The sequence below is a fragment of the Streptococcus sp. V919 genome (genome assembly GCF_054353475.1).
Genome location: NZ_JBTHHY010000001.1, coordinates 423,535 through 448,498, shown reverse-complemented (window position 1 = coordinate 448,498; position 24,964 = coordinate 423,535). Strand labels below are relative to the sequence as shown.

Annotated in this window: 23 protein-coding genes and 1 riboswitch; of the genes, 1 reads left to right on the top strand and 22 read right to left on the bottom strand. The window is 39.3% G+C overall.

Annotation, left to right across the window (positions count from 1 at the left end; genetic code table 11):
• Positions 1–27: 27 nt before the first annotated feature.
• A riboswitch (purine riboswitch) is annotated at positions 28–124 on the bottom strand.
• The 16 genes from guaC to gyrA all read right to left on the bottom strand — a co-directional run bounded on the left by guaC (position 120) and on the right by gyrA (position 17,921).
• Positions 120–1,103 (bottom strand): GMP reductase, encoded by a 984-nt coding sequence (gene guaC / locus ACXYSK_RS02460; protein ID WP_458624902.1) that lies wholly within the window; start codon positions 1,101–1,103, stop codon positions 120–122. Its footprint overlaps the riboswitch before it by 5 nt.
• 199 nt (positions 1,104–1,302) lie before the next feature.
• Positions 1,303–2,082, bottom strand: coding sequence for an L-threonylcarbamoyladenylate synthase (locus tag ACXYSK_RS02455; RefSeq protein WP_458624901.1), 780 nt, complete (start codon positions 2,080–2,082; stop codon positions 1,303–1,305).
• Between the two features lie 24 nt (positions 2,083–2,106).
• Positions 2,107–2,700, bottom strand: coding sequence for a 3-isopropylmalate dehydratase small subunit (gene leuD, locus ACXYSK_RS02450; protein ID WP_254725801.1), 594 nt, complete (start codon positions 2,698–2,700; stop codon positions 2,107–2,109).
• 9 nt (positions 2,701–2,709) lie between these two features.
• A complete protein-coding gene (gene leuC / locus ACXYSK_RS02445; RefSeq protein ID WP_458624900.1) occupies positions 2,710–4,092 on the bottom strand; it encodes a 3-isopropylmalate dehydratase large subunit in 1,383 nt (460 codons plus the stop codon).
• Between the two features lie 3 nt (positions 4,093–4,095).
• The gene (locus ACXYSK_RS02440; protein WP_045614976.1) at positions 4,096–4,365 is read right to left on the bottom strand and encodes a DUF1294 domain-containing protein; all 270 of its coding nucleotides are present in this window, start codon (positions 4,363–4,365) and stop codon (positions 4,096–4,098) included.
• Positions 4,362–5,399: a 3-isopropylmalate dehydrogenase gene (leuB, locus tag ACXYSK_RS02435; RefSeq protein WP_458624899.1), complete on the bottom strand. Its 1,038-nt coding sequence runs from the start codon at positions 5,397–5,399 to the stop codon at positions 4,362–4,364. Before leuB ends, ACXYSK_RS02440 begins: the two co-directional genes overlap by 4 nt.
• A gap of 11 nt (positions 5,400–5,410) precedes the next feature.
• Entirely contained in the window at positions 5,411–6,973 is a 1,563-nt protein-coding gene (locus ACXYSK_RS02430; protein ID WP_458624898.1) for a 2-isopropylmalate synthase, read from the bottom strand.
• A gap of 314 nt (positions 6,974–7,287) precedes the next feature.
• Positions 7,288–7,944: an MmcQ/YjbR family DNA-binding protein gene (locus tag ACXYSK_RS02425; RefSeq protein WP_458624897.1), complete on the bottom strand. Its 657-nt coding sequence runs from the start codon at positions 7,942–7,944 to the stop codon at positions 7,288–7,290.
• A gap of 43 nt (positions 7,945–7,987) precedes the next feature.
• Entirely contained in the window at positions 7,988–8,620 is a 633-nt protein-coding gene (locus ACXYSK_RS02420) for a copper homeostasis protein CutC (protein WP_458624896.1), read from the bottom strand.
• Positions 8,621–8,713: 93 nt separating this feature from the next.
• The gene (locus ACXYSK_RS02415) at positions 8,714–9,073 is read right to left on the bottom strand and encodes a YbaN family protein (protein ID WP_458624895.1); all 360 of its coding nucleotides are present in this window, start codon (positions 9,071–9,073) and stop codon (positions 8,714–8,716) included.
• Positions 9,074–9,182: 109 nt separating this feature from the next.
• Positions 9,183–11,270: a type I DNA topoisomerase gene (topA, locus tag ACXYSK_RS02410; RefSeq protein WP_458624894.1), complete on the bottom strand. Its 2,088-nt coding sequence runs from the start codon at positions 11,268–11,270 to the stop codon at positions 9,183–9,185.
• 119 nt (positions 11,271–11,389) lie between these two features.
• Entirely contained in the window at positions 11,390–12,247 is an 858-nt protein-coding gene (dprA, locus tag ACXYSK_RS02405) for a DNA-processing protein DprA (protein ID WP_458625399.1), read from the bottom strand.
• 106 nt (positions 12,248–12,353) lie between these two features.
• The gene (gene dapA, locus ACXYSK_RS02400; RefSeq protein WP_458624893.1) at positions 12,354–13,289 is read right to left on the bottom strand and encodes a 4-hydroxy-tetrahydrodipicolinate synthase; all 936 of its coding nucleotides are present in this window, start codon (positions 13,287–13,289) and stop codon (positions 12,354–12,356) included.
• 51 nt (positions 13,290–13,340) lie between these two features.
• Positions 13,341–14,417 carry an aspartate-semialdehyde dehydrogenase gene (locus ACXYSK_RS02395; RefSeq protein ID WP_303942660.1) on the bottom strand — a complete coding sequence of 359 codons (1,077 nt, stop codon included), beginning with the start codon at positions 14,415–14,417 and terminating at the stop codon, positions 13,341–13,343.
• Positions 14,418–14,703: 286 nt separating this feature from the next.
• Complete coding sequence (locus ACXYSK_RS02390; protein WP_414293573.1) at positions 14,704–15,453, bottom strand: class A sortase; 750 nt, start codon at positions 15,451–15,453, stop codon at positions 14,704–14,706.
• Complete coding sequence (gene gyrA, locus ACXYSK_RS02385; protein ID WP_458625398.1) at positions 15,453–17,921, bottom strand: DNA gyrase subunit A; 2,469 nt, start codon at positions 17,919–17,921, stop codon at positions 15,453–15,455. Before gyrA ends, ACXYSK_RS02390 begins: the two co-directional genes overlap by 1 nt.
• 195 nt (positions 17,922–18,116) lie before the next feature.
• Between gyrA and ACXYSK_RS02380 the strand changes: the two genes are divergently transcribed.
• The gene (locus ACXYSK_RS02380) at positions 18,117–19,103 is read left to right on the top strand and encodes an L-lactate dehydrogenase (protein ID WP_458624892.1); all 987 of its coding nucleotides are present in this window, start codon (positions 18,117–18,119) and stop codon (positions 19,101–19,103) included.
• A 59-nt stretch (positions 19,104–19,162) separates the two neighbouring features.
• On the opposite strand, the gene sdbB is transcribed toward ACXYSK_RS02380, so the two are convergent.
• The 6 genes from sdbB to ACXYSK_RS02350 all read right to left on the bottom strand — a co-directional run bounded on the left by sdbB (position 19,163) and on the right by ACXYSK_RS02350 (position 24,548).
• Positions 19,163–19,726, bottom strand: coding sequence for a thiol-disulfide oxidoreductase-associated lipoprotein SdbB (gene sdbB / locus ACXYSK_RS02375; protein WP_458624891.1), 564 nt, complete (start codon positions 19,724–19,726; stop codon positions 19,163–19,165).
• A 12-nt stretch (positions 19,727–19,738) separates the two neighbouring features.
• Entirely contained in the window at positions 19,739–20,446 is a 708-nt protein-coding gene (gene ccdA2, locus ACXYSK_RS02370; protein WP_458624890.1) for a thiol-disulfide oxidoreductase-associated membrane protein CcdA2, read from the bottom strand.
• 128 nt (positions 20,447–20,574) lie between these two features.
• Positions 20,575–21,435, bottom strand: a complete 861-nt coding sequence (locus ACXYSK_RS02365; protein ID WP_045615000.1) for a methionyl aminopeptidase — start codon at positions 21,433–21,435, stop codon at positions 20,575–20,577.
• Positions 21,436–21,450: 15 nt separating this feature from the next.
• Positions 21,451–22,728, bottom strand: a complete 1,278-nt coding sequence (gene spxR / locus ACXYSK_RS02360; RefSeq protein WP_458624889.1) for a CBS-HotDog domain-containing transcription factor SpxR — start codon at positions 22,726–22,728, stop codon at positions 21,451–21,453.
• Positions 22,721–23,272 carry a GNAT family N-acetyltransferase gene (locus ACXYSK_RS02355; RefSeq protein WP_458624888.1) on the bottom strand — a complete coding sequence of 184 codons (552 nt, stop codon included), beginning with the start codon at positions 23,270–23,272 and terminating at the stop codon, positions 22,721–22,723. Before ACXYSK_RS02355 ends, spxR begins: the two co-directional genes overlap by 8 nt.
• Positions 23,273–23,288: 16 nt before the next feature.
• Positions 23,289–24,548 carry a UDP-N-acetylglucosamine 1-carboxyvinyltransferase gene (locus ACXYSK_RS02350; RefSeq protein WP_458624887.1) on the bottom strand — a complete coding sequence of 420 codons (1,260 nt, stop codon included), beginning with the start codon at positions 24,546–24,548 and terminating at the stop codon, positions 23,289–23,291.
• Positions 24,549–24,964: the final 416 nt, after the last annotated feature.

Genomic DNA, 24,964 nt, shown 5'->3' with positions numbered 1-24,964 from the left:
AACGAAACAGATAACACTGATTCTTTTATCTCTCTTCGACTTACTCATTGTTAGGTATTTACGGTACCTTGTAGAAACGCCACGCCAATTCGCGGCATAAATAAGTAATCATATTTTTTTTAGTGAGCATCTCCATTCCAGATAGAGTTCTTCACAATCACATAATCTACATGTCTAAGATCTGCTACTTTTCGACCTCCAGCATAAGAAATTGAACTTTGCAAATCTTGTTCCATCTCTGTTAAGGTATCTTGTAAATGTCCTTTAGCAGGAAGAAGAATTTTCTTACCTTCGACATTCTTATAGGCACCTTTTTGGTATTCTGAAGCAGAACCATAGTATTCTTTAAATTGTTTACCATCGACTTCAACTGTTTTACCAGGACTTTCGATATGACCTGCAAATAGTGATCCAATCATAACCATACTTGCACCAAAGCGGATTGACTTAGCAATATCTCCGTGTGTACGGATACCACCATCAGCAATAATTGGTTTACGGGCAGCCTTAGCACACCAGCGAAGAGCCGCTAACTGCCAACCACCAGTACCAAAACCAGTTTTGACCTTAGTAATACATACCTTACCTGGACCGATTCCGACCTTAGTAGCATCTGCACCAGCATTTTCAAGTTCACGAACGGCTTCTGGAGTACCAACGTTACCAGCGATGACAAAGGTATCTGGCAATTCTTTCTTGATGTGCTGAATCATTGAAATCACACTGTCTGCATGACCATGAGCAATATCAATAGTGATGTACTCTGGAGCATCATCCTTTAATTGACTTACAAAATCATACTCGTAATCTTTAACACCAACAGAGATAGAAGCAATTAACCCTTTCTCATGCATGCGTTTCACAAAAGGGATGCGTCCAACTTCATCGAATCGATGCATGATATAGAAATAACCACCTTTTGCAAGCTGTTCTGCAACATCTTCATCTAGGATTGTTTGCATATTCGAAGGAACAACTGGTAATTTAAAGGTGTGCTTCCCAAGTGTCACTTGTGTATCGGCTTCAGCTCGGCTTTTAAGGACACACTTGTTAGGAATTAGCTGAATATCTTCATAGTCAAAGATCGGAAATTCGTTTAACATTTCGATGTCTCGTTTCTTTTATAATGACCTACCTATGCTTTCGCATCACTACGCCTTTTCCGACGTTTCCTCTAACGATTATAAACTAAGGTAAAGTTTTTGTCAATTATTTTGAAACCTAAAATTTATAACGTTCGGGTTTTACTGATTATTTCATTAAAAATAGAGAGTTTATGAACTCTCTATTATCTGTTTTATCTTAATAATACTCACCTTGACGATAATCCCATGAGTTAAAGGTATCTGATAGATGCATCATGATTTTATCAATATCCAGTCCTTTACGGATCACAACTGGAGCTGATGAGATTGAACGTGCTCCACCTTGTTCTGGGATGAGTTTGCCATCCTTATCAACCATAGACACCATCACACCTTGTTCGTATCGTGTTTCAACTGTTTTGTCTGGTTGGATAGATGCAACATAGTCGTCTGCTTCGATGACAAGATCCACTGCTCCTTCGATACGTTCACCGATTCCTTCAACCTTACCTCGGTTTCCTTTTCCAGAAGGGTTTGCAGATGAAGCATATACCATTTTGCCTTCTTCCCAAAGTTTAGCTGCCAATTGTTCACCAGCTTTCCCAAATTTGATAACAAAACAGCTAGTACCACGCACGTCAGTCATAAGTTCTTCACGTCCATCACCATATGCTTTCAATTTTTCAAAAGCTTCTGGTTTCCATGGAAGGATACAACCGAGAAGAATGTCTTCGTCCCAATGTTTTTGGTAGAAGGCTTCAATTTCTGGATTAAGTTGTGCTAAGTCACGAAGCTCGTCCATGCTACCGCAGAGGACAACACCTGGTTTGTTACGGTTACGCTCTTTGGCTTCAAACTTGCGCTCAAGTCCTGCCTTGTCGCTAGTCATGATAATGTAACCAACTTTAGTAGGACAAACGATACATCCGCCCTCACCTTTTAAAATGTCATAACCTTCTTGTGAAAGTGTTCCGTTCCATTGAATGTGTTTTGTCATAGTTCTGTCTCCTTTTCTATTTTTTTATTCTTGCCAGTAGGCTGGTCGTTGTTTTTCATAAGCAGCAATCAAGTCTTCATACTGCAAGGTAATACCGATATCATCTAAACCATTTAAGAGCTTGTGTTTCCACTCACTATCTATTTCAAAGGTAAATTCTCCGACTGGTGTGATGATTGTTTGTTGTTCCAAGTCCACAGTTACCTGGTCGGTCGGTTTAAGTTGGGCTAGCTTTTCTCTAACCTCCCTAGGCTGAACAATAGGCAACATGCCATTATTGAGTTCATTATTGTAATGAATATCTCCAAAAGAGCCAGCAATAACGACCTTAAAGCCGTAGTCTGCTAATGCCCAAGCAGCGTGTTCCCTCGAAGAACCAGCCCCAAAATTATCTCCTGTGATGAGGATACTGGCTTTACGATATTCAGATCGGTTAAAGACAAAGTCTGGGTCCTCAGTATACTGATCATCCACATAACGCCAAGCATACATGAGGTATTTTCCAAAACCTTTCTTATCAATCAACTTGAGAAACTGTTTAGGTAGGATTTGGTCGGTATCGATATTATCATTCATAAGAGGAACCGTTGTTCCTGTATAAACTGTAAATTTTTCCATATCCTCTCCTTACTGGGCTTCTGGCATTTGCCGAACATCTACAAAACGTCCTGCGATAGCTGCCGCAGCTGCCATTGCTGGACTACAAAGATGGGTCTTCGCTCCAAATCCCTGTCTATCTTCAAAGTTACGATTGCTAGTTGAGGCGCAGTGAACACCATCTGGTACCTTGTCAGGATTCATCCCTAGACACATGGAGCAACCTGGGTCTCTCCACTCAAAGCCAGCATCTTGGAAAACCTTATCCAAGCCCAACTTTTCAGCAGCACGCTTGACTGGTCGAGATCCTGGTACTACGATTGCTGTCAGGTTGGGAGCAATTTTCTTCCCTTCGACAAATCGAGCAGCCAGTTGCAAATCGCTAAGCCGAGCATTAGTACAAGAACCTATAAAAACATAGCCAAGTTGGATATCTGCTGGTTTCTGACCTGGTTGTAAATCCATGTAATGATAGGCCCGTTCATCGTTCATATCTTTTATTTCTGGGAAGCTAGTCTCATAGTCAACTCCCATGGCAGGATTAGTTCCCCAAGTAACCATAGGTGCTAATTCAGAAACATCCATACGGATAACCTTGTCATAGACGGCATCGTCATCACTAACCAGTCTTTTCCAATCAGCTACTGCTGCATCAAAATCCTTTGGAACACACTCACGTCCCTTTAGATAGTCATATGTTATCTGATCTGGATTCATGATTCCCATCTTAGAGCCAAACTCAATGGACATATTGCAGATGGTCATTCGCTCTTCCATACTGAGTGCATCAATAGCCTGACCTCGATACTCCACCACGTATCCAACACCACAAGCAACACCATACTTGGCAATCAAAGCTAGGATGAAATCCTTGGAATAGACTCCTTTTTGAGGAACTCCTGTGAATTCCACCAACATTTTCTTGGGTTTAACCTGCCAAATAGTTTGAGTAGCAAATACGTGCTCGACCTCGCTAGTCCCAATTCCGAAAGCAATCGCCCCAAAAGCTCCATGGGTCGCCGTATGGCTATCTCCACAGACGATAAATTTTCCTGGTTGTGTTCGTCCTGTTTCTGGACCAACCATGTGAACGATGCCTTGTTTTTCAGAACCGTGGGCCGCATGTTCAATCCCGAATTCCTCAACATTTTCTGCCAACTTATCAATCTGTGCTTTCGAGATTACATCTCGAATATCATAAATATTTACCGTTGGAACATTGTGGTCAAAGGTACCAAATGTTAAATCTGGTCTTCTCAATCTTCGCCCTGCATCTCGTAACCCTTGAAAAGCTTGATGACTAGTCACTTCATGGATGTAGTGCTGATCCACATACATGAGTTGTGGTTGTCCCTCTTCTCCTGTGATTACATGGAGGTCCCATAATTTATCAAAAATCGATTTTCCTGCCATTCATTACCTCCATACAAAATACAAAGCCACTAGTGTAGTTACTATTCCTAGGAACCAAACTGTTTTAAAGTACCATTTTCTGGTCTTGTGGTGAAAAGTAATTCCTGCCAACCAGGCACCAAAACCGCCACAAAAGAATGCAAATGATAATAAATATTTTTCTGGGATTCGCCAAGCACCTCTTTTAGCTTTGGATTTGTCAATGCCGTAGATGACAAAAATCAAAAGGTTCCAAATTAAGAGAGCAAAAGTAATTCCTTCGTTTAGTTTCATAGTCTTGCAATGATGGCTTCTGTCATTTCTCTAGTCGAAGCCTGTCCTCCTATATCTCTTGTTAAAATACCTGCAACTAGACTTGCATCAACAGCACGCTCGATACGCTCCGCATCCTCATAACGTCCAAAACTATCTCGAAGCATCATTGCAACTGATAAAATCATAGAAATGGGATTGGCAATGCCTTGACCTGCTATATCAGGTGCTGAACCATGAATTGGTTCATAAAGGCTCGGTCCATTTTCAGAGTGACTAGCCGATGGCATAACTCCAAGTGTACCAGATAGAACGCTTGATTCATCAGATAAGATATCTCCGAAAAGATTCTCTGTCACAATAACATCAAACTTGGCTGGATTTGTAATCATGAGCATGGCAGCTGAGTCAACTAGCTGATGCTCCAAGGTTACATCCGGAAAATCTTTTGCAACATCTTCAGCCACTTTCCTCCAGAGTTTTGAAGTTGCTAACACATTTTGCTTATCGATACTAGTAACAATTTTATTTCGACCTTTTGCAATTTCAAAAGCCTTACGTATAATCCGTTCTACTTCCTCATAGCTATAATCGTTGATATCACGCGCTTTGCGCTCTTCAAGGATATGATCTCCAAAGTAAATCCCACCTGTCAACTCACGCACTACTACAAAGTCAACACCAGCAATTCGTTCAGGCTTAAGAGGTGATAAATGCTTGAGACTATCAAAGATTTTAACCGGACGAATATTAGCATAGAGATTGAGTTCCTTACGAAGAGCCAGCAAGCCTTGTTCAGGTCGAACTGCGGCATTATCATACTGAGGACTACCAATTGCAGCTAGCAGAATAGCGTCCGCTTCTCTAGCAGCCTTTAAAGTTTCATCTGGTAATGGATGTCCTGTAGCATCAATACCTGCACCTCCAAATGGTCGTCTGTCTATCTCAAAGTCAAAAACTGTTTTTTCGGCTATCGATGCTAGAACTTCTAAACCTGCTTCCATGATTTCTGGTCCAATTCCGTCGCCTGCTAGGGCAACTATTTTCTTTGTCATAGAATTCTCCTTTAAACACTAGGCATGTCACGGTAGGAAAGATTTGGGCCGATCTCGCCAGTATTCTCTTTTTGAACAAAAGTATTGGCATTGATATAAGCAATAGCTGATGCTTTCAACACATCAAAATCAAGACCTGCTGCGTTAAAAATAGTTTCAGTATCTCTGTTTCCAACAGTAACTAAAACACGTGCCTGAGCGTCGATACCATCTGTTACTGCATCAATGGTGTAGGATACCAAGCGAACAGATTGATTAAAGAATTTGTCGATAGCGTTAAAGATAGACTCAACCGAACCTTGTCCTGTTGCATTAAATTCAACCTTTTCACCATCCAAATTAGCCAAGCTAACAGTCGCTTCAATATCATTTTCCGCATGAGTTTGGAGTTGTAGATCATCGAAGTGGAACCCTTCTGGATTTTCAACCATGGTACCAGCTACTAGAGCTCGAATATCTGCATCAGTGACTTCTTGCTTCTTATCAGCCAAAGCCTTGAACTTAGCAAAAAGTGGTTTGATGTCTTCGTCTGTAAAGTCTAGGGCCAAATCTCTTAGTTTCTCAACAAAAGCATGGCGACCAGACAATTTCCCAAGCGGAAGACTATTACTCTTGACACCCACCAATTCTGGTGTGATGATTTCATAAGTAAGAGGATTTTTAAGAACACCATCTTGGTGAATACCTGATTCATGAGAGAAAGCATTTCCTCCGACAACTGCCTTATTTTTTGGAACTGGAATCCCTGAGAAGCGAGAGAGCATTTCAGACGTATTAATCGTTTCATTTAGGACAATACTTGTCTCTGCTTGGTAGTAATCTTGTCGAATATTGAGGGCCACTGCTATTTCTTCTAAAGCAGCATTCCCAGCTCTTTCTCCGATTCCGTTAATGGTGCCTTCAACACGTCCTGCCCCATTCTTAACAGCAGCAAGGCTATTTGCTACCGCCATTCCAAGGTCATCGTGACAGTGAGGAGAATAGATGATCTGACGATCTGTTTGTACATTGTCAATCAGGTATTTAAAGATACTTCCATATTCCTCTGGTGTGGTAAAACCAACCGTATCAGGAATATTGATATAAGTCGCGCCTGCGTCTACTGCTGTCTGAACGACTTGTAGGAGAAAATCGAGCTCAGTTCTTGTCGCATCCTCTGGAGAGAATTCTACTACTTCAAACTTGCTCCTTGCATAGGAAACATGCTCTTTAATAGCTTCCAATATCTCCTCTTTACTCTTATTCAACTTAAATTCACGATGAATAGGACTTGTTGCAATAAAGACATGGATTTGTGGATACTTAGCATCCTTAAGAGCTTCATAACAAGCATCAATATCAGATTTAACAGAACGAGCTAACCCTGTCACTGCTGTTGTTTTCATAGCTTTGGCAATCTCTTGAACAGCTGTAAATGAGTCTGGACTAGCTGCTGGAAAACCAGCTTCGATTGCTGAAATTCCCCATTTCTCTAGCTGTCTAGCTATAGCAACCTTTTCTTTAATTGAAAAATTGACACCCGGTGTCTGCTCACCATCTCGGAGACTGGTATCTACAAACTCAACTACACGCATGAGAATTCTCCCTTCACATTTTCGATATAGAAAAAACATCTCGCTCGGAGTACCAAGCGAGATGTTGATTTACTCCCGCTTGGTAAGCCAAACAGGACTAATGCTATTGCACTAGTCCGAGTACCTCAACAACAAAACAAATTGATTAAACTTAGCTGTTTTCATGTTTGACTTTCTCCTTTGTTTGATGTCTTGTTTAGTATTCTAGCATAGGAAAAATCACGTGTCAAGAAAAAATCAAATATTTTCTGAAAATTTCTTCAATAGAGAATATTTTGCAAATTAAAAGTATTTGAAAACTCAAATATGTTCCTTTATTTCTTAGAAGTCAAAAACCAACTTCTCTCAAATAGTTTAACAATCTGTTCATCCGATAAAGTATCATCAAGTGGCAGACTTATCCAATAGCGTTTATTCATATGAAAAGCTGGGTAAATTCCCTTTTGTGAAAGCAAGTCAGCTACTTGGTCATGCTTAAGATTAACGACTTCTACTTGTCCTTCTTGTGCATTATCTAGTTTTTCCCAGGAAATCTTCATTAATACTGCGTACCACTTCTGATTGTCATCATGGCGTAAAACCGCCGTATCAGGTGATTTCTCCCATAAGTATTCTAATTGATTTTCAAACTTTTCTTGGACTAGAGTCATAATTCTCTTTGTCTGCAGACAGAGAAATTCCTGAACCTCAAAACAGGCCTTTCGGATATCATAAAGAACTTCTAAACAAGCCTCTCGAACACTTCCGACAAAAGTACCTCTCATACTTTCCATGTGAACTTGAGGATATAGATCACCAGTTTCTTGGTCATAAATTTGAAAAGATAAGTCTCCATCCTCAACAGTAACTATCATAAGAAAGTCACCCTGTAAAATGGTCGAGCTAAAGGTCCATACACCTTGATTTTCTACAAATCCATACCCTTTGGCCTTTTTACTATTAAACTGATAGGCTTTAAAAATTTCAAACATAAGCGAAAACTGCTACCAAAAGCTAGCAGTTCCTTTCTATTTTTTAAAAGACAACCTTTGTTCCATGTAATTGTGTCACACCTAGTTGATCGATAAAGGTTTGACGGTTGTCCATGTCAATCCCTCCACCCGGTAAAATTTCGATTTTACCTGCAGCATGTTCGAGAATTCTACGATAGTGAGCAAATCGTTTCTCTAACGAATCTCCAGATACACCAGCGCGAGTCAGGATGCGTGTCACTCCAGCTTGACTAAGCCAATCAATGGCTTCCAACTGGTCCTCGTCACTTAATTCATCAAAAGCCATATGGAAAACAATTTCCATGCCTTTAGAAGCAGCAATAAATTTTTCAAGGTTGGACTTATCCAGCTTCTTATCCGCTGTCAATGCACCAAAGACAACCCCTTGACTACCTGCCTGAGCAGTTACACGAATGTCCTCAAGCATAATGGAAATTTCTAGATCATTGTAAACAAAATCACCACCACGTGGACGAATCATAGTCATGATAGTCGTATCGTAGTCAGATGCCAGTTCTACAGCTGCCTTAGTTACTCCATAACTCGGTGTCGTTCCACCTACAGCAAGATTGTCACAGAGCTCAATACGGCGAGCTCCTGCCTGCATAGCTTTTTCAAGCAAGGTTACATTTTCAGCACAAAATTCGTATATCATTTGATACTCCTTGATGTTTCGTTTGATATTATTATATCATATTGTTTTAAGTCCCCCCTACTTTTTATCAAGGAAAAACGCTACTTATTAAAGCTATTCCTTATCTGGAATCACCTTAAAGAGATAATAGGTTATAAATATTGTTAAACATCCTAAAGCAATTTTCACGGGTAAAAGCGGAGCGAAATAAATGGAGATTCCCATCAAGATATAAATCGAAACAATGATTTTTTTCTTGCGTTCACGCGCAATAGACTTGGTTTCTCTAAAGTCAGCAACATATGTTTGATAAAGTTTGGTATGATAGAGCCAATCTTCAAAACGCTTAGAAGATTTAGAAAAACAGGCAATTGATAATAAGAGGAAGGGAGTTGTTGGTAATAGCGGTAAGACTACACCAACGATAGCCAAAGATAATGAAATAAAGCCAAAACTGAGATAAATGATGCGCATTTCTACTCCTAGTTAAGAATAATCTTCTTCTAGTTTCGCATAAAAAGATGAAATCTGTCAAGTTTAAATTAGAAAAAGGGCTGAAGTAGGTACTTCAGCCCTCTCACTATTATTTAATCTTTTCTTCTTCGTAGTCACCATTGCTACATACAATTTGTTTGCCACCACCACGGATTTTCTTCTCCATGAGGAAGTGGCCACACTTAGGACAATCACGTCCAACCGGTTTATCCCAAGAAGTAAAGTCACATTCTGGATAACGATTGCATCCATAGAAAATGCGATTACGTTTAGTTTTTCGTTCGATGATTTGCCCTTGATGACAAGTTGGACAGGTAACACCTACTTCTTTGACAATGGCCTGTGTATGTCGACAATCTGGGAAATTACTACATGCGTAAAACTTACCGAAACGCCCAATCTTAATCACCATCGGACTACCACAGACTTCACAGTCAAATTCAGCTGGTTCATCCTTGATTTGAATTTTTTCCATCTCCTCTTCAGCTTTTGCGACCTCTTTAGAGAATGGTTTATAAAATTCATCGATGACTCTTTGCCACTCTTCTTGTACGACTTCGACATCATCTAGCTTGCCTTCCATTTCAGCAGTAAATTTCACATTAACAATGTCAGGGAAGTATTCGACAATCAGCTTGTTCACGACTTGTCCCAAATCAGTCGGTTCAAAGCGTTTAGATGCGAGTCTTACGTAGTAACGCTTCTGGATGGTTTCAATGGTTGGAGCATAGGTAGATGGGCGACCAACTCCGTTTTCTTCCAAAGTTTTAATCAATGTTGCTTCTGAATATCGTGCAGGAGGTTGTGTGAAATGTTGTTCAGGTTTGCTATTGACCTGTTTGACCACATCTCCTACTTTCATATCGGGTAGCATCTTATTCTTATCAGAATCGTTATAAATCGCCAAATAACCATCAAACTTAACTTGGCTACCATTAGCAGCAAATTGAACTCCATTTTGTGAAAGTTTAACAGCCATAGTATCGAAAATCGCACCAGTCATCTGACTAGCCACAAAGCGGTTCCAGATAAGGGTATAAAGTTTAAGCTGGTCTTTGTCCAAATACTTAGCAATTTTTTCAGGAGTATTAAAGACACTTGAAGGACGAATAGCTTCGTGGGCGTCTTGAGCGCCAGAGGCATTTTTCACCTTGCTACCATGTTTAGAATACTTACTACCAAAACGTTCATTGATGTAGCTTGCTGCTTCATTCTGGGCAACCGGACTGATACGAGTAGAGTCCGTACGCATATAGGTGATCAAACCTTGGACACCTGTACCAATATTGATACCTTCATAGAGTTGTTGGGCGACCATCATGGTTTTGCGTGTACGGAAGTTGATCTTGTTAGCAGCATCCATCTGCATAGAAGACGTTGTATATGGAAGAGGAGCATTCCGCTTTCTCTCCTTTTTATCTACTTGATCAACTGTAAAATCCTTGCTGTTCAAATGAGATAAAACTTTTTTGACTTCATCATTGGTAGTCAACTTCATCTTCTTGCCATTCATTCCATAAAAAGAAGCTTGGAATTGCTTGGTACCTTTTTTAAAGACACCATCAATCGTCCAATATTCTTCTGGTTGGAAGGCATTGATTTCATTTTCGCGATCAATGATTAGCTTTAAAGCAACAGACTGAACACGTCCTGCTGATAAGCCTTTTTTAACCTTTTTCCAAAGAATTGGTGAAATTGAATACCCCACTAAACGGTCTAAAACACGACGGGCTTGTTGGGCATCTACCAAATCCATATTAATTTTACGTGGTTCTTTAAAGGCATTTTTAACTGCATCCTTGGTAATCTCGTTGAAAACAACACGGTTGGCGTCATTCTCGTCAAGATTTAAAATATGAGCCAAATGCCAAGAAATAGCTTCTCCTTCACGGTCCGGGTCACTTGCAAGAAAGACTTTATTGGCTTTCTTTGCTTCTTTTTTTAAATCATTGATAAGAGGACCTTTACCACGAATATTGATATATTGCGGCTCGTAATTATTTTCAACGTCAACTGACATACTTGACTTTTTCAAATCACGGATATGACCGACACTAGCTAAAACCTTATAATTACGTCCAAGATATTTTTCAATCGTCTTCGCCTTAGCAGGTGACTCCACGATTACAAGATTCTTTTTACTTGTTGATTTTTTCTTTTTGGTTGCCGTTACCACAGTATCACACCTTCTCAAAGTAATTAAACTTTATAAAGTGTAAACCATTTTTAAAAACCTGTCAAGACATAACCCCCATATAATAGAAGAAAGTTTGCTAAATGAAATCATTTCATTCGTTAAAATTCGAATTCTGTTAGAATGTCCTGTCCACATCTTGCTAGTTTTGCTCCTTCTTGGATCAAATGATGACAGCCGTCCGAGCGTCCATCTAAAATGGAACCTGGAATCGCAAAGACATCTCTACCTTCCTCCATCGCACGCTCACATGTGATCAAACTACCAGATCTCATTTTAGCTTCAGCAACGATAACTCCTCGACACAATCCTGCAATAATGCGATTTCTTGCTGGAAAATGAAATTTCAAGGGTTCTTCCCCTGGTCCGTACTCACTTAGTATTAAATGATTGTCCCCAATATATTCTTGAAGACGTTTATTTGAACGAGGATAATAGACATCCAATCCTGTCCCTATTACCGCAATTGTTCTGCCACCAGTTTGAAGAATTGACATATGGGCTGCTGTGTCGATTCCTCTAGCAAGACCGCTCACCACAACCAATTCATTTTCCAGTTCTTCGATGACTTTTCGAACCGACTTGGTTCCGGTTTGACTACAAGAGCGACTACCTACAACTGCAATCTTTGGTAATTTTAAGAGATTTAAGTCTCCTTTGTAAAAAAGTAAGACAGGAGCATCATAAATTTCACTAAGCGAAATGGGATAAACATCATCCAGAATCGAAAACGACGGAAACTTTGCAAAATCTTTTTGTAGACGTTCCAAGCTTTCAAGGCTTATTTTATGATACCGTTCCATAAAGACTACTGGATTGCGACACTCTGAGGCTTCTGCAATAGTCTCTAAACTCAATTCCTGATCATAAATTTCTCCATATTGAAGAACCTTTAGTACTTGCTGATTACTTAATCCTGCTTGCTTTAACTTATAAATTTCAAAATTATCAATCTTAATTTTCATGATCGACTCCTTTTTCTCTCTCTATTTATCTATTCGTAGAAAAAGAAAAAAACTTCCCAACAATTTTACTTGTTTAGGAAGTTTCAATTTTTTACATATCTTAGTAATCAGGGCGAAGGACACCTGTGACAGTTGCCTTGGTTGCTTCGTAGTCCCCATCAATAACTACCTTGATAATACGTTTGGCATCCTCTTCAGGCGTAGGAACCAACGGCAATCGAGTCGGACCAACTTCAAATCCCATATAGTTGAGAACTGCCTTAACAGGTGCAGGACTTGGGTATGAGAAGAGAGCATTAACCTTGGGAATAAATTTACGTTGAATCGCTGCCGCCTTCTTCATATCACTCTCTTCAATCGCAGTGAACATTTCATGCATTTCATCACCATTCGTATGAGAAGCAACAGAAATAACACCGTCAGCACCAAGATTCATAGCATGGAAAGCATCACCATCTTCACCAGTGTATACCAAAAATTCTTCAGGCTTATGCTCAATCAAGTAGGCCATATTGGCAAGACTAGTACATTCTTTGACACCGATGATATTTGGATGTTCCGCCAAACGAAGCAAGGTATCTGGAGTCATTTCAACAACCACACGACCTGGGATGTTATAGATAATAATTGGCAAATCAGATGCGTCTGCAATGGCTTTAAAGTGTTGGTACATACCTTCTTGGGATGGTTTATTGTAGTAAGGAACAATCGCAAGACCAGCTGCAAAACCGCCAAATTCTGCTACTTCTTTGACAAACTCGATAGAGTCGCGAGTATCGTTAGTACCAACACCCGCAATTAAAGGAACACGGCCGTTAACAACCTTTTGTACAGCCGCGAACAACTGCAACTCCTCATCGTGAGTTAGGGTTGGACTCTCAGCAGTTGTACCTGCTAAGAGAATTCCATCTGTATGATGTGCCAATAAGTGTTCAATTAAATTTGGAATAGCATCGAAATTGATAGAGCCATCTTCATGAAAAGGAGTAATAAAAGCTGTAATAATTTTACAATCTTTTAAATCTTGATAAGACATACAATAATTCCTCTCTATTTTAAAGAAGGAGTTCAAACGAACTCCAACATGTTATTTCAATTCAAATTTTAATTCAGCTGTTGGGCGAACCAAACCACGTTCGTGAAGTGTTTCTGCGATTTGGACTGAGTTCCAAGCAGCACCTTTAAGGAGGTTATCTGAAACCACCCACATGTGGATACCTTTTTCAGCATCCAAGTCTTTACGGATACGTCCAACGAATGTATCACGTGAACCTACAGCATTGACTGCTTGAGGATAGATTTGGTGGGCAACATCGTCTTCAAGGACGGCACCTGGGAATTCTGCAATAGCAGCTTTTACTTCTTCGATTGGTGCTACTTCTTTTGTTTCAATATAGACTGACTCTGAGTGAGCTGACAAGACTGGAATCCGCACACATGTTGCTGAAACAGCAATGCTATCGTCTTCCATAATTTTCTTAGTCTCGTTTGTCATCTTCATTTCTTCGTATGTGTAGTCATTATCTGTGAAGACATCAATTTGCGGAAGAGCGTTGAAGGCGATTGGATAGTGTTTCTTATCTCCACCTGAAGGTAAGATTTCTGCTTTAACATCACGTGGGTTAACTCCATCATTTAAGACTTCACGAAGCTCACGTTGGGTTTCAAGAATAGCTCCCATACCAGCACCTGAAACTGCTTGATAAGTTGATACAATGATACGGTCCAAACCCCATTTTTGACGAACAGGCTCAAGAGCAACCATCATTTGAATTGTTGAACAGTTAGGACAAGAGATAATTCCGTTGTGAGCATCAAGGGCATGGGCATTCACTTCAGGAACGACCAATGGTACATCTGGATTTTGACGGAAATAAGAAGTGTTATCTACGACAACTGCGCCTGCCTTAACAGCATAAGGTGCGTATTTTGCAGAAGTTGATCCACCAGCTGAGAAGAGAGCAATATCAACCCCTTCAAAAGCGTCTTCTGTTGTTTCTTCTATGGTCACATCTTGACCTTTGAATTGCAAGACCTTTCCTGCAGAACGTGCAGACGCAAGGTAACGAATCTTATCGATAGGAAGAGTTGATTCTTCCAACATTTTGATCATTTGAGCACCAACGGCACCTGTAGCACCGACAACAGCAACTGTGTATCCCATAACAAACCTCTTTTGGAATTTTCTAAAAATTTCTATAATAGAAACATTATACTACTTTTTGGAGGAATTGAAAAGTCTTTACCCTATCTATTTTCTGAAATTGACAAGAAAAGGCGGTGGGACAGAAATCGATAGACAAAGTCTCGATTTCGTAGTCCCAGCCCCGCGAGGATGATTAGGAGCTTTTTGGAGTCTAAAAGACGAACAAAAAGTTCAATCAGCTACCGCGTCAAAGTTTGATTGCTAATAAAAATGAGGTCGGGCTCTTTTGTCCCAACCTCTTCTACTATTCATAAAATTGTTTATATGGTTTATTAAAAGCATCTAAAATATTTGATGGAGTATCTGAATAAGATTTTGTCTCAGTCCAATGTCCTTTAACAATAATTCTTTCAGCCGCATTAGCATCTTCACAGGTCACTAGGGTAATTTCATTAATCCCCTCACGATCCTCAATTAAATCTACTCGGTCAGGAGTAACAATTTTAACTTCATCTATCTCATACGTATAGACTTTTTCTTTATCAGTAAGATAAATTTTCATCCCTTTCTTAGCACGAGCTAGAGGTGAAAATAATTTCTTGTCTGCATTATTACCAGTAAATATACGGTGACTAGCTAGAGAATAGTTTCCTTCTCCCATTACTTGATTAGCTTTCATTGTACCAGCACCATAAAAAAGGTTGACGTTATCGAGTCCCTTAAATATTGGTAGATTCATTTCAAGTTCTGGAATAGCAATTCCTCCAATAACCGGGAGTTGCTGAGAATTCCATTGAGCAGAAAGTACTGCCTCTGATGAAAGTGCTTTGACAGAGTTAAAGTCAAAATTTCCTTCTGTTTCTTGATTCTTCTCAATATTTTCCTTCGTTACTTGACTAACCTGATACTTATTAGTATTTAAAATCATAAAAATATCACGTATCTTCGAATTAAAAATCAAGGCTAGAGACAAAAGAATTAGAAAGCCAGCCAAAATATTAATCAGCAGATTCTTACGCTTATTCTTTTTACTTTTTCTTCTTTTTTGAGACATTATTCTTCACTTTCTGTTTCGTTTTTTGCCTCAACTTCTTCCTTTTCTGCTGCTGCAACTGTTGTAAAGGTTACAATCATAGCATTTTCATCCAGACGCATCACTTTTACTCCCATAGTAGAGCGTCCAGTTTGTGAAATATTGGCAACATTTGTTCGAATCATCACACCGGTATCTGTGATGACCATCAAGTCTTCGTCACCTTTTACTGTGAGTAGGCCGGCAAGTCGACCGTTTTTATCAGTAATATTAGCGGTTTTCATCCCTTTACCAGCACGGCCCTTTGTTGGATATTCAGTAGCAACTGTACGCTTACCGTATCCTTTTTCAGTAATGATAAGGACTTCATCTTGGTCAGTAATCACTCTCGCTCCAACCACAGCATCCCCTTCACGAAGGTTAACCCCTTTAACACCTGTGGCGCTACGGCTCATGCTACGAACCGAAGACTGATTGAAACGAACAGCATAACCTAATTTGGTTCCGATGATGATATCGGTATCTTTTTCAGTTAGTAAGACATTAATCAATTCGTCCTCATCTTTCAAATTCAAGGCTTTGAGACCATTTTGACGAATATTTGCGAATTCTTTTACACTCGTTCTCTTAACGATACCTGCACGTGTTGTAAAGAAGAGGTAAGCATCATCACTACGTTCTGATTCTACGTTGATGATGGTTTGGATACTTTCACCCTCATCTAGCTTCAAAAGGTTAACAACAGGTAAACCTTTGGCTGTACGTCCATACTCAGGAATTTCATATCCCTTAAGTCGATAGACACGTCCCTTATTTGTAAAGAAGAGTAAGTGATCATGAGTACTTGTGGAAACTAACTCACGAACAAAATCATCGTCCTTAACACCAGTTCCTTGAACACCTCGTCCACCACGTCTTTGAGCTGTGAACTCATCTTGGTCCAAACGTTTGATGTAGCCTTTATTTGATAAAGTAATGAGGACATCAGACTCTTCAATCAAATCTTCATCTTCAAGTGTCAAAACTTCTCCGACCATTAACTCTGTACGACGTTTATCACCAAACTTACGTTTGACCTCATCCAATTCTTCTTTGATGATCTGAGCAACACGTTCTGGCTTAGCAAGAATATCTGCCAAATCAGCAATCAAGGCAATCAATTCGTCATACTCTGACTGAATCTTATCACGTTCCAAACCTGTCAAACGACGGAGGCGCATGTCAAGAATTGCTTGACTTTGACGTTCAGAAAGCTTGAACTTGCTCATCAATTCTGCTTGAGCTTCTTCATCGGTTTCACTAGCGCGGATGATACGAATGACTTCGTCAATATGATCTAGAGCAATCAGCAAACCTTCCAAGATATGTGCACGTGCTTCGGCTTTCTCTTTATCAAATTGAGTACGACGAGTCACCACTTCTTTTTGGTGCTCAATATAGGCATCTAAGATTTGACGAAGAGAGAGAATCTTTGGAACACCATTTTGGATAGCCAACATATTAAAACCAAAGCTAGTTTGCATCTGAGTCATCTTGAACAAGTTGTTCAAGATGACATTGGCTGACGCATCACGCTTCACTTCAATGATGAAACGTACACCTTCTCGGTTTGACTCATCACGTACAGCTGTAATTCCTTCAATACGTTTTTCTTGAACTAAACGTACAATGTGTTCATGCACTTTAGTCTTGTTAACCATATATGGAAATTCTGTAACAACGATCCGTTCGCGACCTGTTTTCGTTTCTTCGATTTCTGTACGAGAACGAAGAACAATAGAACCTTTCCCTGTTTCATATGCCTTATGAATACCTGATTTCCCCATAACAAGGGCACCAGTTGGGAAGTCTGGACCAGGAAGAACTTCCATCAATTCTTTGGTTGTGACTTCTGGATTATCCATCACCAACTTAACAGCATCGATGGTCTCACCCAAGTTATGTGGCGGAATATTGGTCGCCATACCAACGGCAATACCTGTGGCACCATTAACCAAAAGATTTGGAAAACGAGCTGGTAAAACAACAGGTTCTCGTTCATTGGCATCATAGTTATCAACAAAGTCAACGGTATTTTTATTGATATCGCGAAGCATTTCAAGAGCAATCTTACTCATACGTGCTTCAGTATAACGTTGCGCGGCAGCGCCATCACCGTCCATAGAACCAAAGTTACCGTGCCCATCTACAAGCATGTAGCGGTAGCTCCACCATTGAGCCATACGAACCATAGCTTCGTAGATAGATGAGTCTCCGTGTGGGTGGTATTTACCCATGACGTCCCCTGTAATACGGGCAGATTTCTTATGAGGTTTATCAGGCGTAACTCCTAATTCATTCATTCCGTACAAAATACGACGATGAACAGGTTTCAACCCATCACGAACATCAGGAAGAGCACGCGATACGATTACACTCATGGCGTAGTCGATAAAGCTAGTCTTCATCTCCTTTGTCAGATTGACATTCACTAGATTTTTATCTTGCATTAAAAAATGCCTCATTTCACTATTAGTAACTAGATATATTATACCATAGTTTGGACTATTTTACAGTCTAACAACACGTCTAAAACGTTTACATATTTATCCCGAAGGTATATCCGTGACAAAACTTAGCAAAAGTGATAGAATGAAATCAAACAGGGTATTACCCTTAAAAAAACAAAGGAGATGTTTAGACTAATGACAGCAACTAAACAACACAAAAAAGTTATCCTCGTTGGTGACGGTGCCGTAGGTTCATCTTACGCTTTCGCTCTTGTTAACCAAGGAATTGCCCAAGAACTTGGTATCATTGAAATTCCTCAATTGTTTGAAAAAGCAGTTGGTGATGCAGAAGACCTTAGCCACGCGCTTGCTTTTACTTCACCTAAGAAAATCTACGCAGCTAAGTATGAAGACTGTGCAGACGCTGACCTTGTAGTTATCACTGCTGGTGCTCCACAAAAACCAGGTGAAACTCGTCTTGACCTTGTTGGTAAAAACCTTGCTATCAACAAATCAATCGTTGAACAAGTTGTTGCATCTGGTTTCGACGGTATCTTCCTTGTCGCAGCTAACCCAGTTGACGTTTTAACTTACTCAACTTGGAAATTCTCAGGATTCCCTAAAGAACGTGTTATCGGTTCAGGTACTTCACTTGACTCAGCTCGTTTCCGTCAAGCTCTTGCTGAAAAAATCGGTGTTGATGCACGTTCAGTTCACGCTTACATCATGGGTGAACACGGTGACTCTGAGTTTGCCGTTTGGTCACACGCTAACGTTGCCGGTGTAAAATTGGAACAATGGTTGCAAGCTAACCGTGACTTGGATGAAGCTGACCTTGTAGAACTCTTCATCTCAGTTCGTGATGCTGCTTACTCAATCATCAACAAAAAAGGTGCAACATACTACGGTATCGCGGTAGCTCTTGCTCGTATCACAAAAGCTATTCTGGATGATGAAAATTCTGTTCTTCCACTTTCAGTATTCCAAGAAGGTCAATACGGTGTTGAAAACGTCTTTATCGGTCAACCAGCTATCGTTGGTGCTCACGGTATCGTTCGTCCAGTTAATATCCCATTGAATGATGCTGAACTTCAAAAAATGCAAGCATCTGCTCGTGAATTACAAGAAATTATCAATGAAGCATGGAAAAATCCAGAATTCCAAGCTGCTTCTAAAAACTAATTATATTAAAGTTAAAAAAGAAATGTCTAGACAAAATTGTCTAGACATTTTTTATAACTCTAATTCATTTGAGCAAAAGCTGCTTCAGCATCTGCGTTACTAATTGCCCCTAATTGAATCTTAGCAATTTTACCCTGTGAATCAATTAAATACTCTGTAGGGATACTACGAATTTGATAGGCTTGAAAAACAGATCCTTTTGTATCATATAAAACGGGAATGTCTTTATAGCCTTGGTCCTCAAACCACTTTGGAAATTGATCTACAGTTTTTTCACCTTGAAGTCCTGGTGCAATAACAGATAATATTTCGAAATCACGATCTTCTTTTGCAGCAAGCTCCATCAATTCTGGCATACTCTTCTTGCATGGTCCGCACCAAGATGCCCAAAATTTAAGATAAACTTTTTTACCTTTATAATCAGATAATTTGACTTCTTTTCCATCCATCGATTGGAGGGTGAAATCTGGTGCTTCGACTCCTACAGCAACTTGTTTTACAGTTGCTTGCTGCTGTGTTTGAGTCGTTTGAGTTTCTTGACTTGATTTTTTTTCTTCTTTGCCACAAGCAATCAAAAGAAAGATAGTTAAGAAACTAAGTCCAAAATAGATAATTTTTTTCATAGATAACTCCTTTTATCCTAATATTCCAGATAAGATATTTAATTGTCCCAACATTAATAAAATTCCCATAAGGATAATCAGTAAACCACCAATTCTCTTCAATAAGATGAGGTGAGATTTGATTTTACTAAAATAGGGCATAATAAGACCTGATGCTAAGGCCAATACTAAAAATGGAAGCGCCATTCCGAGAGTATAGATAAGGGTTAATAAGGCCCCCTGAAGAGCTCCATTTCCTCCCGAGGCAGCCAGTGCTAAAACAGAACTTAAAACTGGACCAATACATGGAGTCCAACCAAAGCTAAAGCTGATACCAAGTAAAAAGGCCGACAGATATTTACTAGATTGTTTTTGATTAAATGTTACTGTTTTTTGGAACTCTAATTTACGTAGATGAAGGATTTCCATCTGATGCAACCCCAATATGATAATAATGACTCCCATGACATAACGGAACCAATCAGCATAGAGTAAGTTACCTAGAAATCCTGCTCCAAACCCTAGAATAAAGAAAATCAAAGAGATACCTGCAATAAAACAGAGTGTCCGAATTAATCCTGACCAGGCAACCTCTTTACCTAAAAAACGAAATGTCTTTGACTCCTCTTGATCATCTAATAGAACACCTGCATATACTGGTAGCAGGGGAAAGATACAAGGAGAAAAGAATGATAAAACCCCAGCTAAAAATACAGAGATAAAAAATAAAATACTTTCCAATTAAGAACCTACTTTCATTTTGTTATATTTTATTTTACTATAAAAGAAAACGTTTGTAAGATATCTGCTACGTAAATTTATTTTCAACTTGAAAGAATCAAAAAAAGGAGCTCAGCTCCCTTTTTTGTTTAATAAGTTCCCTCTTCTCCTTGACTTGTCAAGATTACAGGTCCATCTTTAGTAATAACAAACTGATGCTCGTACTGACATGATAGTCCACCATCGATAGTTTTGTGAGCCCATCCTGTCTTCATATCTGTATCGATTTCCCAATCACCTGTATTAATCATTGGTTCGATTGTCAAAACCATACCTTCACGAAGACGGAGACCACGACCAGCTACACCATAATTAGGAACCATTGGTTCTTCATGCATGGTTGGGCCAACACCGTGTCCTACAAGATCACGTACAACACCATAACCACGACTTTCAGCATATTCCTGAATGGCAGCTCCAATATCACCAATACGGTTTCCTACAACAGCTTTTTCAATACCGATGTACATAGCTTCTTTGGTCACGTCCATTAAGTTTTTAACTTCTTCTGACGGTTTGCCAACAGCGTATGCCCAACAAGAATCAGCCAATCCACCTGTAAAGTTTTGAGTATATTTTTTCATCTGCTCAACGTTGTTAAAATTGAGTTTAGAAACATTGAGGTCAGACTTAGCGATTGGCCCACCAAGGACCATATCAACCTTGAGCAAATCACCTTCTTTTAAAATATAGTGGCGAGGAAAAGCATGAGCTACTTCGTCATTGAGTGAGCAGCATGTTGCATAAGGATAATCCATAATTGCCCCATCAACACCAATTTGTAAAGGAAGGAAATTTTCTTCTTTACAACGACGGCGCACATATTCTTCTACTTCCCACATATCTACACCTGGTTTGATGATATCGCGCAAGCCAATATGGATGCTTGCAAGAAAATCACCAGCCTTGTCCATAGCTTCAATCTCTCTAGCTGATTTTAATGTAATCATGTTCTCTCCTAGATTCTAATTAATTTTTACAGTAACATTTGCTTTTGATACAATTTGATGATTGAGATAAATATCATAGTCAATGATAGCAGATCGTCTCGTATGGTGAATAATTCTAGCTTGAATACGTAGAACATCATCAATCTGGACAGCCTGTAAGAAATAAATCAACATCTGTTCAATGATAAGATTTCGACCACTATTAACGACCAAATCCTGAGTCATATGGGTCAATATTTCTGCAAGAACTCCATTTGCAAGGACACCATTCTTTTCAAGCATAAAGGGTTCAACTGTAATGACAACTTCATCATGATGATAAGATAATTTCTGGCCAATCTGCTCTGAAAATGTTGGTAGAGCTGATACCTGAGAGCGACTCATTTTTTCCATGACATCGCGTCTAGTAATGACACCTAGCAAAGTTTGATTGCTACGAACAACGGGTACCATTTCAAAGTCTTCAGCAATCATTCTCTGGCTAACGTTAGCGACATTCGTTGCTAAACCTGTCATGTAGACTGTTCTAGTCATGACCTTATCAATGGTCGTTCCAGGTGATTTATCCCCAGCGTCACGCATGGTAACTACCCCAACGACAACCTGGTGTTGATTGATGACAGGGAAACGACTGGTCCTATTCTTGCGAACCAAGTCTAAATAATCCTTTACGGTATCTGTTTCCTGTAAAAAACCATATTCATGACTAGTACGATAAATCTTTTCAACCGTTAAAATATCCGTCTTAATCTGAACATTTGAAAGAGCACGGTTAATCATCGTCGCAATTGTAAATGTATCATGCTTGCTTCGTAATACTGGGATATTCTTCTTATCAGCTGCGTTCAAAACATCCTTATGAACTTCAAATCCACCTGTGACCAAGACAGCATTTTCGTTTTCTAGTGCCAACAACTGGATGCGTATTCGGTCACCGACAATGACTAGCCCACCATCATGAAGGTAAGAAAGGATATTCTTCTCAGTCATCGCTCCGATGGAAAATTTACTAAATTCTCTGTCCAAACCAGCTTGACCAGCTAAAACTTCTGAACCAGTGACTTCTGCAATTTCCGCGAAAGTGAGTTTCTCAATGGCAACTTTTTTTGATTTGACACGAACAGTCCCACTCCGAGGCCGTGTTTCTACTAAACCTCTATTTTCAGCCTCTTTGATAGCACGATAAGCCGTACCATCACTAACACCTAGGCGATTGGATATACTTCGAACACTGACCCGTTTTCCAACTGGTAATTCTTCCAAGTAGTCTAATATTTCTTGGTGTTTACTCATTTAGTTCCCCTTTTGTATAGCGAAATTCTAGATAATCTCGCATCTTACGAGTATAGCGATCGCTACCTTTGAAACGTCGAGACAGAACAAAGCCCGATTTCTGTGCTACTTTTTGACTAGCAGCATTTTCTAAATGTGTTACAATCGTTAGTTGCTTTAAGCTAAATTCGTCCATGGATAAATCCCGCAACTTGGTAACTGCTTCAGTCATATATCCCTGAGACCAATATTCTTTCCTTAAAAAATAGCCAATCTCTGCTTCTTTCCTAATTTCATCCAACTTTTCAAACTTGATTGCTCCAATCAATTTTTCTGTTTTTTTATCACAAATGGCCCAAATACCCAAAGGTGATTTCATAAAGTAGTTAGCAAGCGCATATTGACTTTCTTCAATACTAGCTTGCGTAGGAAAAATAAATTGAAGATTTTCAGGGTTTGATGCCAACTCATGAAAGTCATCAACATCTGTAAAAAAGAATGGACGGAAATACAAACGTTCCGTCTCATAAAAAGAAAACATTGCTAATTTTGTCCAGATATTCATTCTTATCCTCAAATTGCTAATCTTCAATCAGCTCAATATCTGCTCCAAGCTTACGTAATTTCTCAATAATATTTGAGTATCCTCGTAAAATAAACTCAACACTTGTAATCTCTGTTCTACCTTCAGCCATTAGACCAGCAATAACCAAAGCTGCACCTGCACGCAAGTCTGTAGCTCTTACGCTTGCACCATGTAAAGGATTCCCACCTTTATAGATAATGTGATCATTAGTAGTTGAAATATCAGCGTTCATTTTTGCTAATTCAAAGACATGGTTAACGCGTTTTTCATATATGGTATCAATCAGTGTCCCACGTCCTTCTGCTTTTAATAGCAATGGTGTAATTGGCTGTTGGAGGTCCGTTGCAAATCCAGGATATGGTGCTGTCTTGATATTAACAGCCTTAAGATTTGTTTGCTCTTCGACGAAGATACTGTCTTCTGAAACAGTCATATGAACACCCATTTCTTCAAGTTTAGCAATAAAGGCTTCTAAATGCTCATAGAGTACATTATTGATGCGAATTCCTTGACCAACTGCAGCAGCCATTGAGATATAAGTACCAGCTTCAATACGGTCTGGAATAACTTGATGTCGTGTGCCGTGAAGGGATTCAACACCATCAATAATAATCATATCAGTACCAGCACCACGAATATGACCTCCCATATTATTTAACAAAGTAGCCACATCAATAATTTCAGGCTCCCTAGCAGCATTTTCAATAACTGTACGCCCTTGAGCCTTTACTGCTGCAAGCATTGTATTAATGGTTGCTCCGACACTGACAGTATCCATATAAATACTAGCCCCCTGTAACTTTGAACCATTAGTTGAGAGATTCATATTATCTCCCTCATAGGTTGTCTTAGCACCCATCGCTTCAAAAGCTTTCAAATGAAGATCAATTGGACGTGGTCCAAGGTCGCATCCACCAGGTAAGCCTACTGTCGCTTGACCAAAACGTCCTAGAAGGCTACCATAGAAATAATAAGAAGCACGAAGACTGTTGATTTTACCGTATGGCATTGGTTTATTTTGTACACCACGAGGATCAATTTCTAGAACATCATCATAACGTTTGACACTAGCTCCCATGATTTCCATAATTTCAATCAAACTAGCTACGTCTGAGATGTCTGGTACACAGTCCAAGATAACAACATCATCTGCCAAAATAATAGCTGGAATCAGAGCTACCACACTATTTTTTGCTCCGCTAATGGTTATCTCACCCTTTAAAGGACGGCCACCGTTAATGACAATTTTTTTCATTAGTTACTATATACTCTTTCACTATTTATTCATAAGGTCTCACCCTATATTATACCATATTTCTTTCTTATTATCTATCAATATAAATGAAATATATTGCTAACCTCTCAAGTAATTTCTACTAGTTTTAGGTTAAATTTTATCAGTTCGTCTATCACTGCTTTTTATTTATAAAAAAAGCTTCCCGAATATCTCGGAAAGCCTTATTTAATGCTACTTTCAGCATCCTCGCCTTTTTATTTCAAGGATCAGGATAAAAAGGTTCACTGGACCTTTTTATTTTGCGATTGGGTAAACAGAAACTTGTTTTATAAATATAGGAAGAAAAAATGTTAAATAGTATTCAAAGTTTGTTAAATAAAGAAAGTTTAGAGGTATTCAGATGCTAAAAAAATACATAAAAAACAATTCTGGGT

Excerpts from the sequence above, each read along its gene's own strand:
- guaC (WP_458624902.1), bottom strand. The coding sequence starts at position 1,103 with ATGTTAAACGAATTTCCGATCTTTGACTATGAAGATATTCAGCTAATT.
- ACXYSK_RS02455 (WP_458624901.1), bottom strand. The coding sequence starts at position 2,082 with ATGACAAAACACATTCAATGGAACGGAACACTTTCACAAGAAGGTTAT.
- leuD (WP_254725801.1), bottom strand. The coding sequence starts at position 2,700 with ATGGAAAAATTTACAGTTTATACAGGAACAACGGTTCCTCTTATGAAT.
- leuC (WP_458624900.1), bottom strand. The coding sequence starts at position 4,092 with ATGGCAGGAAAATCGATTTTTGATAAATTATGGGACCTCCATGTAATC.
- ACXYSK_RS02440 (WP_045614976.1), bottom strand. The coding sequence starts at position 4,365 with ATGAAACTAAACGAAGGAATTACTTTTGCTCTCTTAATTTGGAACCTT.
- leuB (WP_458624899.1), bottom strand. The coding sequence starts at position 5,399 with ATGACAAAGAAAATAGTTGCCCTAGCAGGCGACGGAATTGGACCAGAA.
- ACXYSK_RS02430 (WP_458624898.1), bottom strand. The coding sequence starts at position 6,973 with ATGCGTGTAGTTGAGTTTGTAGATACCAGTCTCCGAGATGGTGAGCAG.
- ACXYSK_RS02425 (WP_458624897.1), bottom strand. The coding sequence starts at position 7,944 with ATGTTTGAAATTTTTAAAGCCTATCAGTTTAATAGTAAAAAGGCCAAA.
- ACXYSK_RS02420 (WP_458624896.1), bottom strand. The coding sequence starts at position 8,620 with ATGATATACGAATTTTGTGCTGAAAATGTAACCTTGCTTGAAAAAGCT.
- ACXYSK_RS02415 (WP_458624895.1), bottom strand. The coding sequence starts at position 9,073 with ATGCGCATCATTTATCTCAGTTTTGGCTTTATTTCATTATCTTTGGCT.
- dapA (WP_458624893.1), bottom strand. The coding sequence starts at position 13,289 with ATGTCTTATCAAGATTTAAAAGATTGTAAAATTATTACAGCTTTTATT.
- ACXYSK_RS02395 (WP_303942660.1), bottom strand. The coding sequence starts at position 14,417 with ATGGGATACACAGTTGCTGTTGTCGGTGCTACAGGTGCCGTTGGTGCT.
- ACXYSK_RS02390 (WP_414293573.1), bottom strand. The coding sequence starts at position 15,453 with ATGTCTCAAAAAAGAAGAAAAAGTAAAAAGAATAAGCGTAAGAATCTG.
- gyrA (WP_458625398.1), bottom strand. The coding sequence starts at position 17,921 with ATGCAAGATAAAAATCTAGTGAATGTCAATCTGACAAAGGAGATGAAG.
- ACXYSK_RS02380 (WP_458624892.1), top strand. The coding sequence starts at position 18,117 with ATGACAGCAACTAAACAACACAAAAAAGTTATCCTCGTTGGTGACGGT.
- sdbB (WP_458624891.1), bottom strand. The coding sequence starts at position 19,726 with ATGAAAAAAATTATCTATTTTGGACTTAGTTTCTTAACTATCTTTCTT.
- ACXYSK_RS02365 (WP_045615000.1), bottom strand. The coding sequence starts at position 21,435 with ATGATTACATTAAAATCAGCTAGAGAGATTGAAGCTATGGACAAGGCT.
- spxR (WP_458624889.1), bottom strand. The coding sequence starts at position 22,728 with ATGAGTAAACACCAAGAAATATTAGACTACTTGGAAGAATTACCAGTT.
- ACXYSK_RS02355 (WP_458624888.1), bottom strand. The coding sequence starts at position 23,272 with ATGAATATCTGGACAAAATTAGCAATGTTTTCTTTTTATGAGACGGAA.
- ACXYSK_RS02350 (WP_458624887.1), bottom strand. The coding sequence starts at position 24,548 with ATGAAAAAAATTGTCATTAACGGTGGCCGTCCTTTAAAGGGTGAGATA.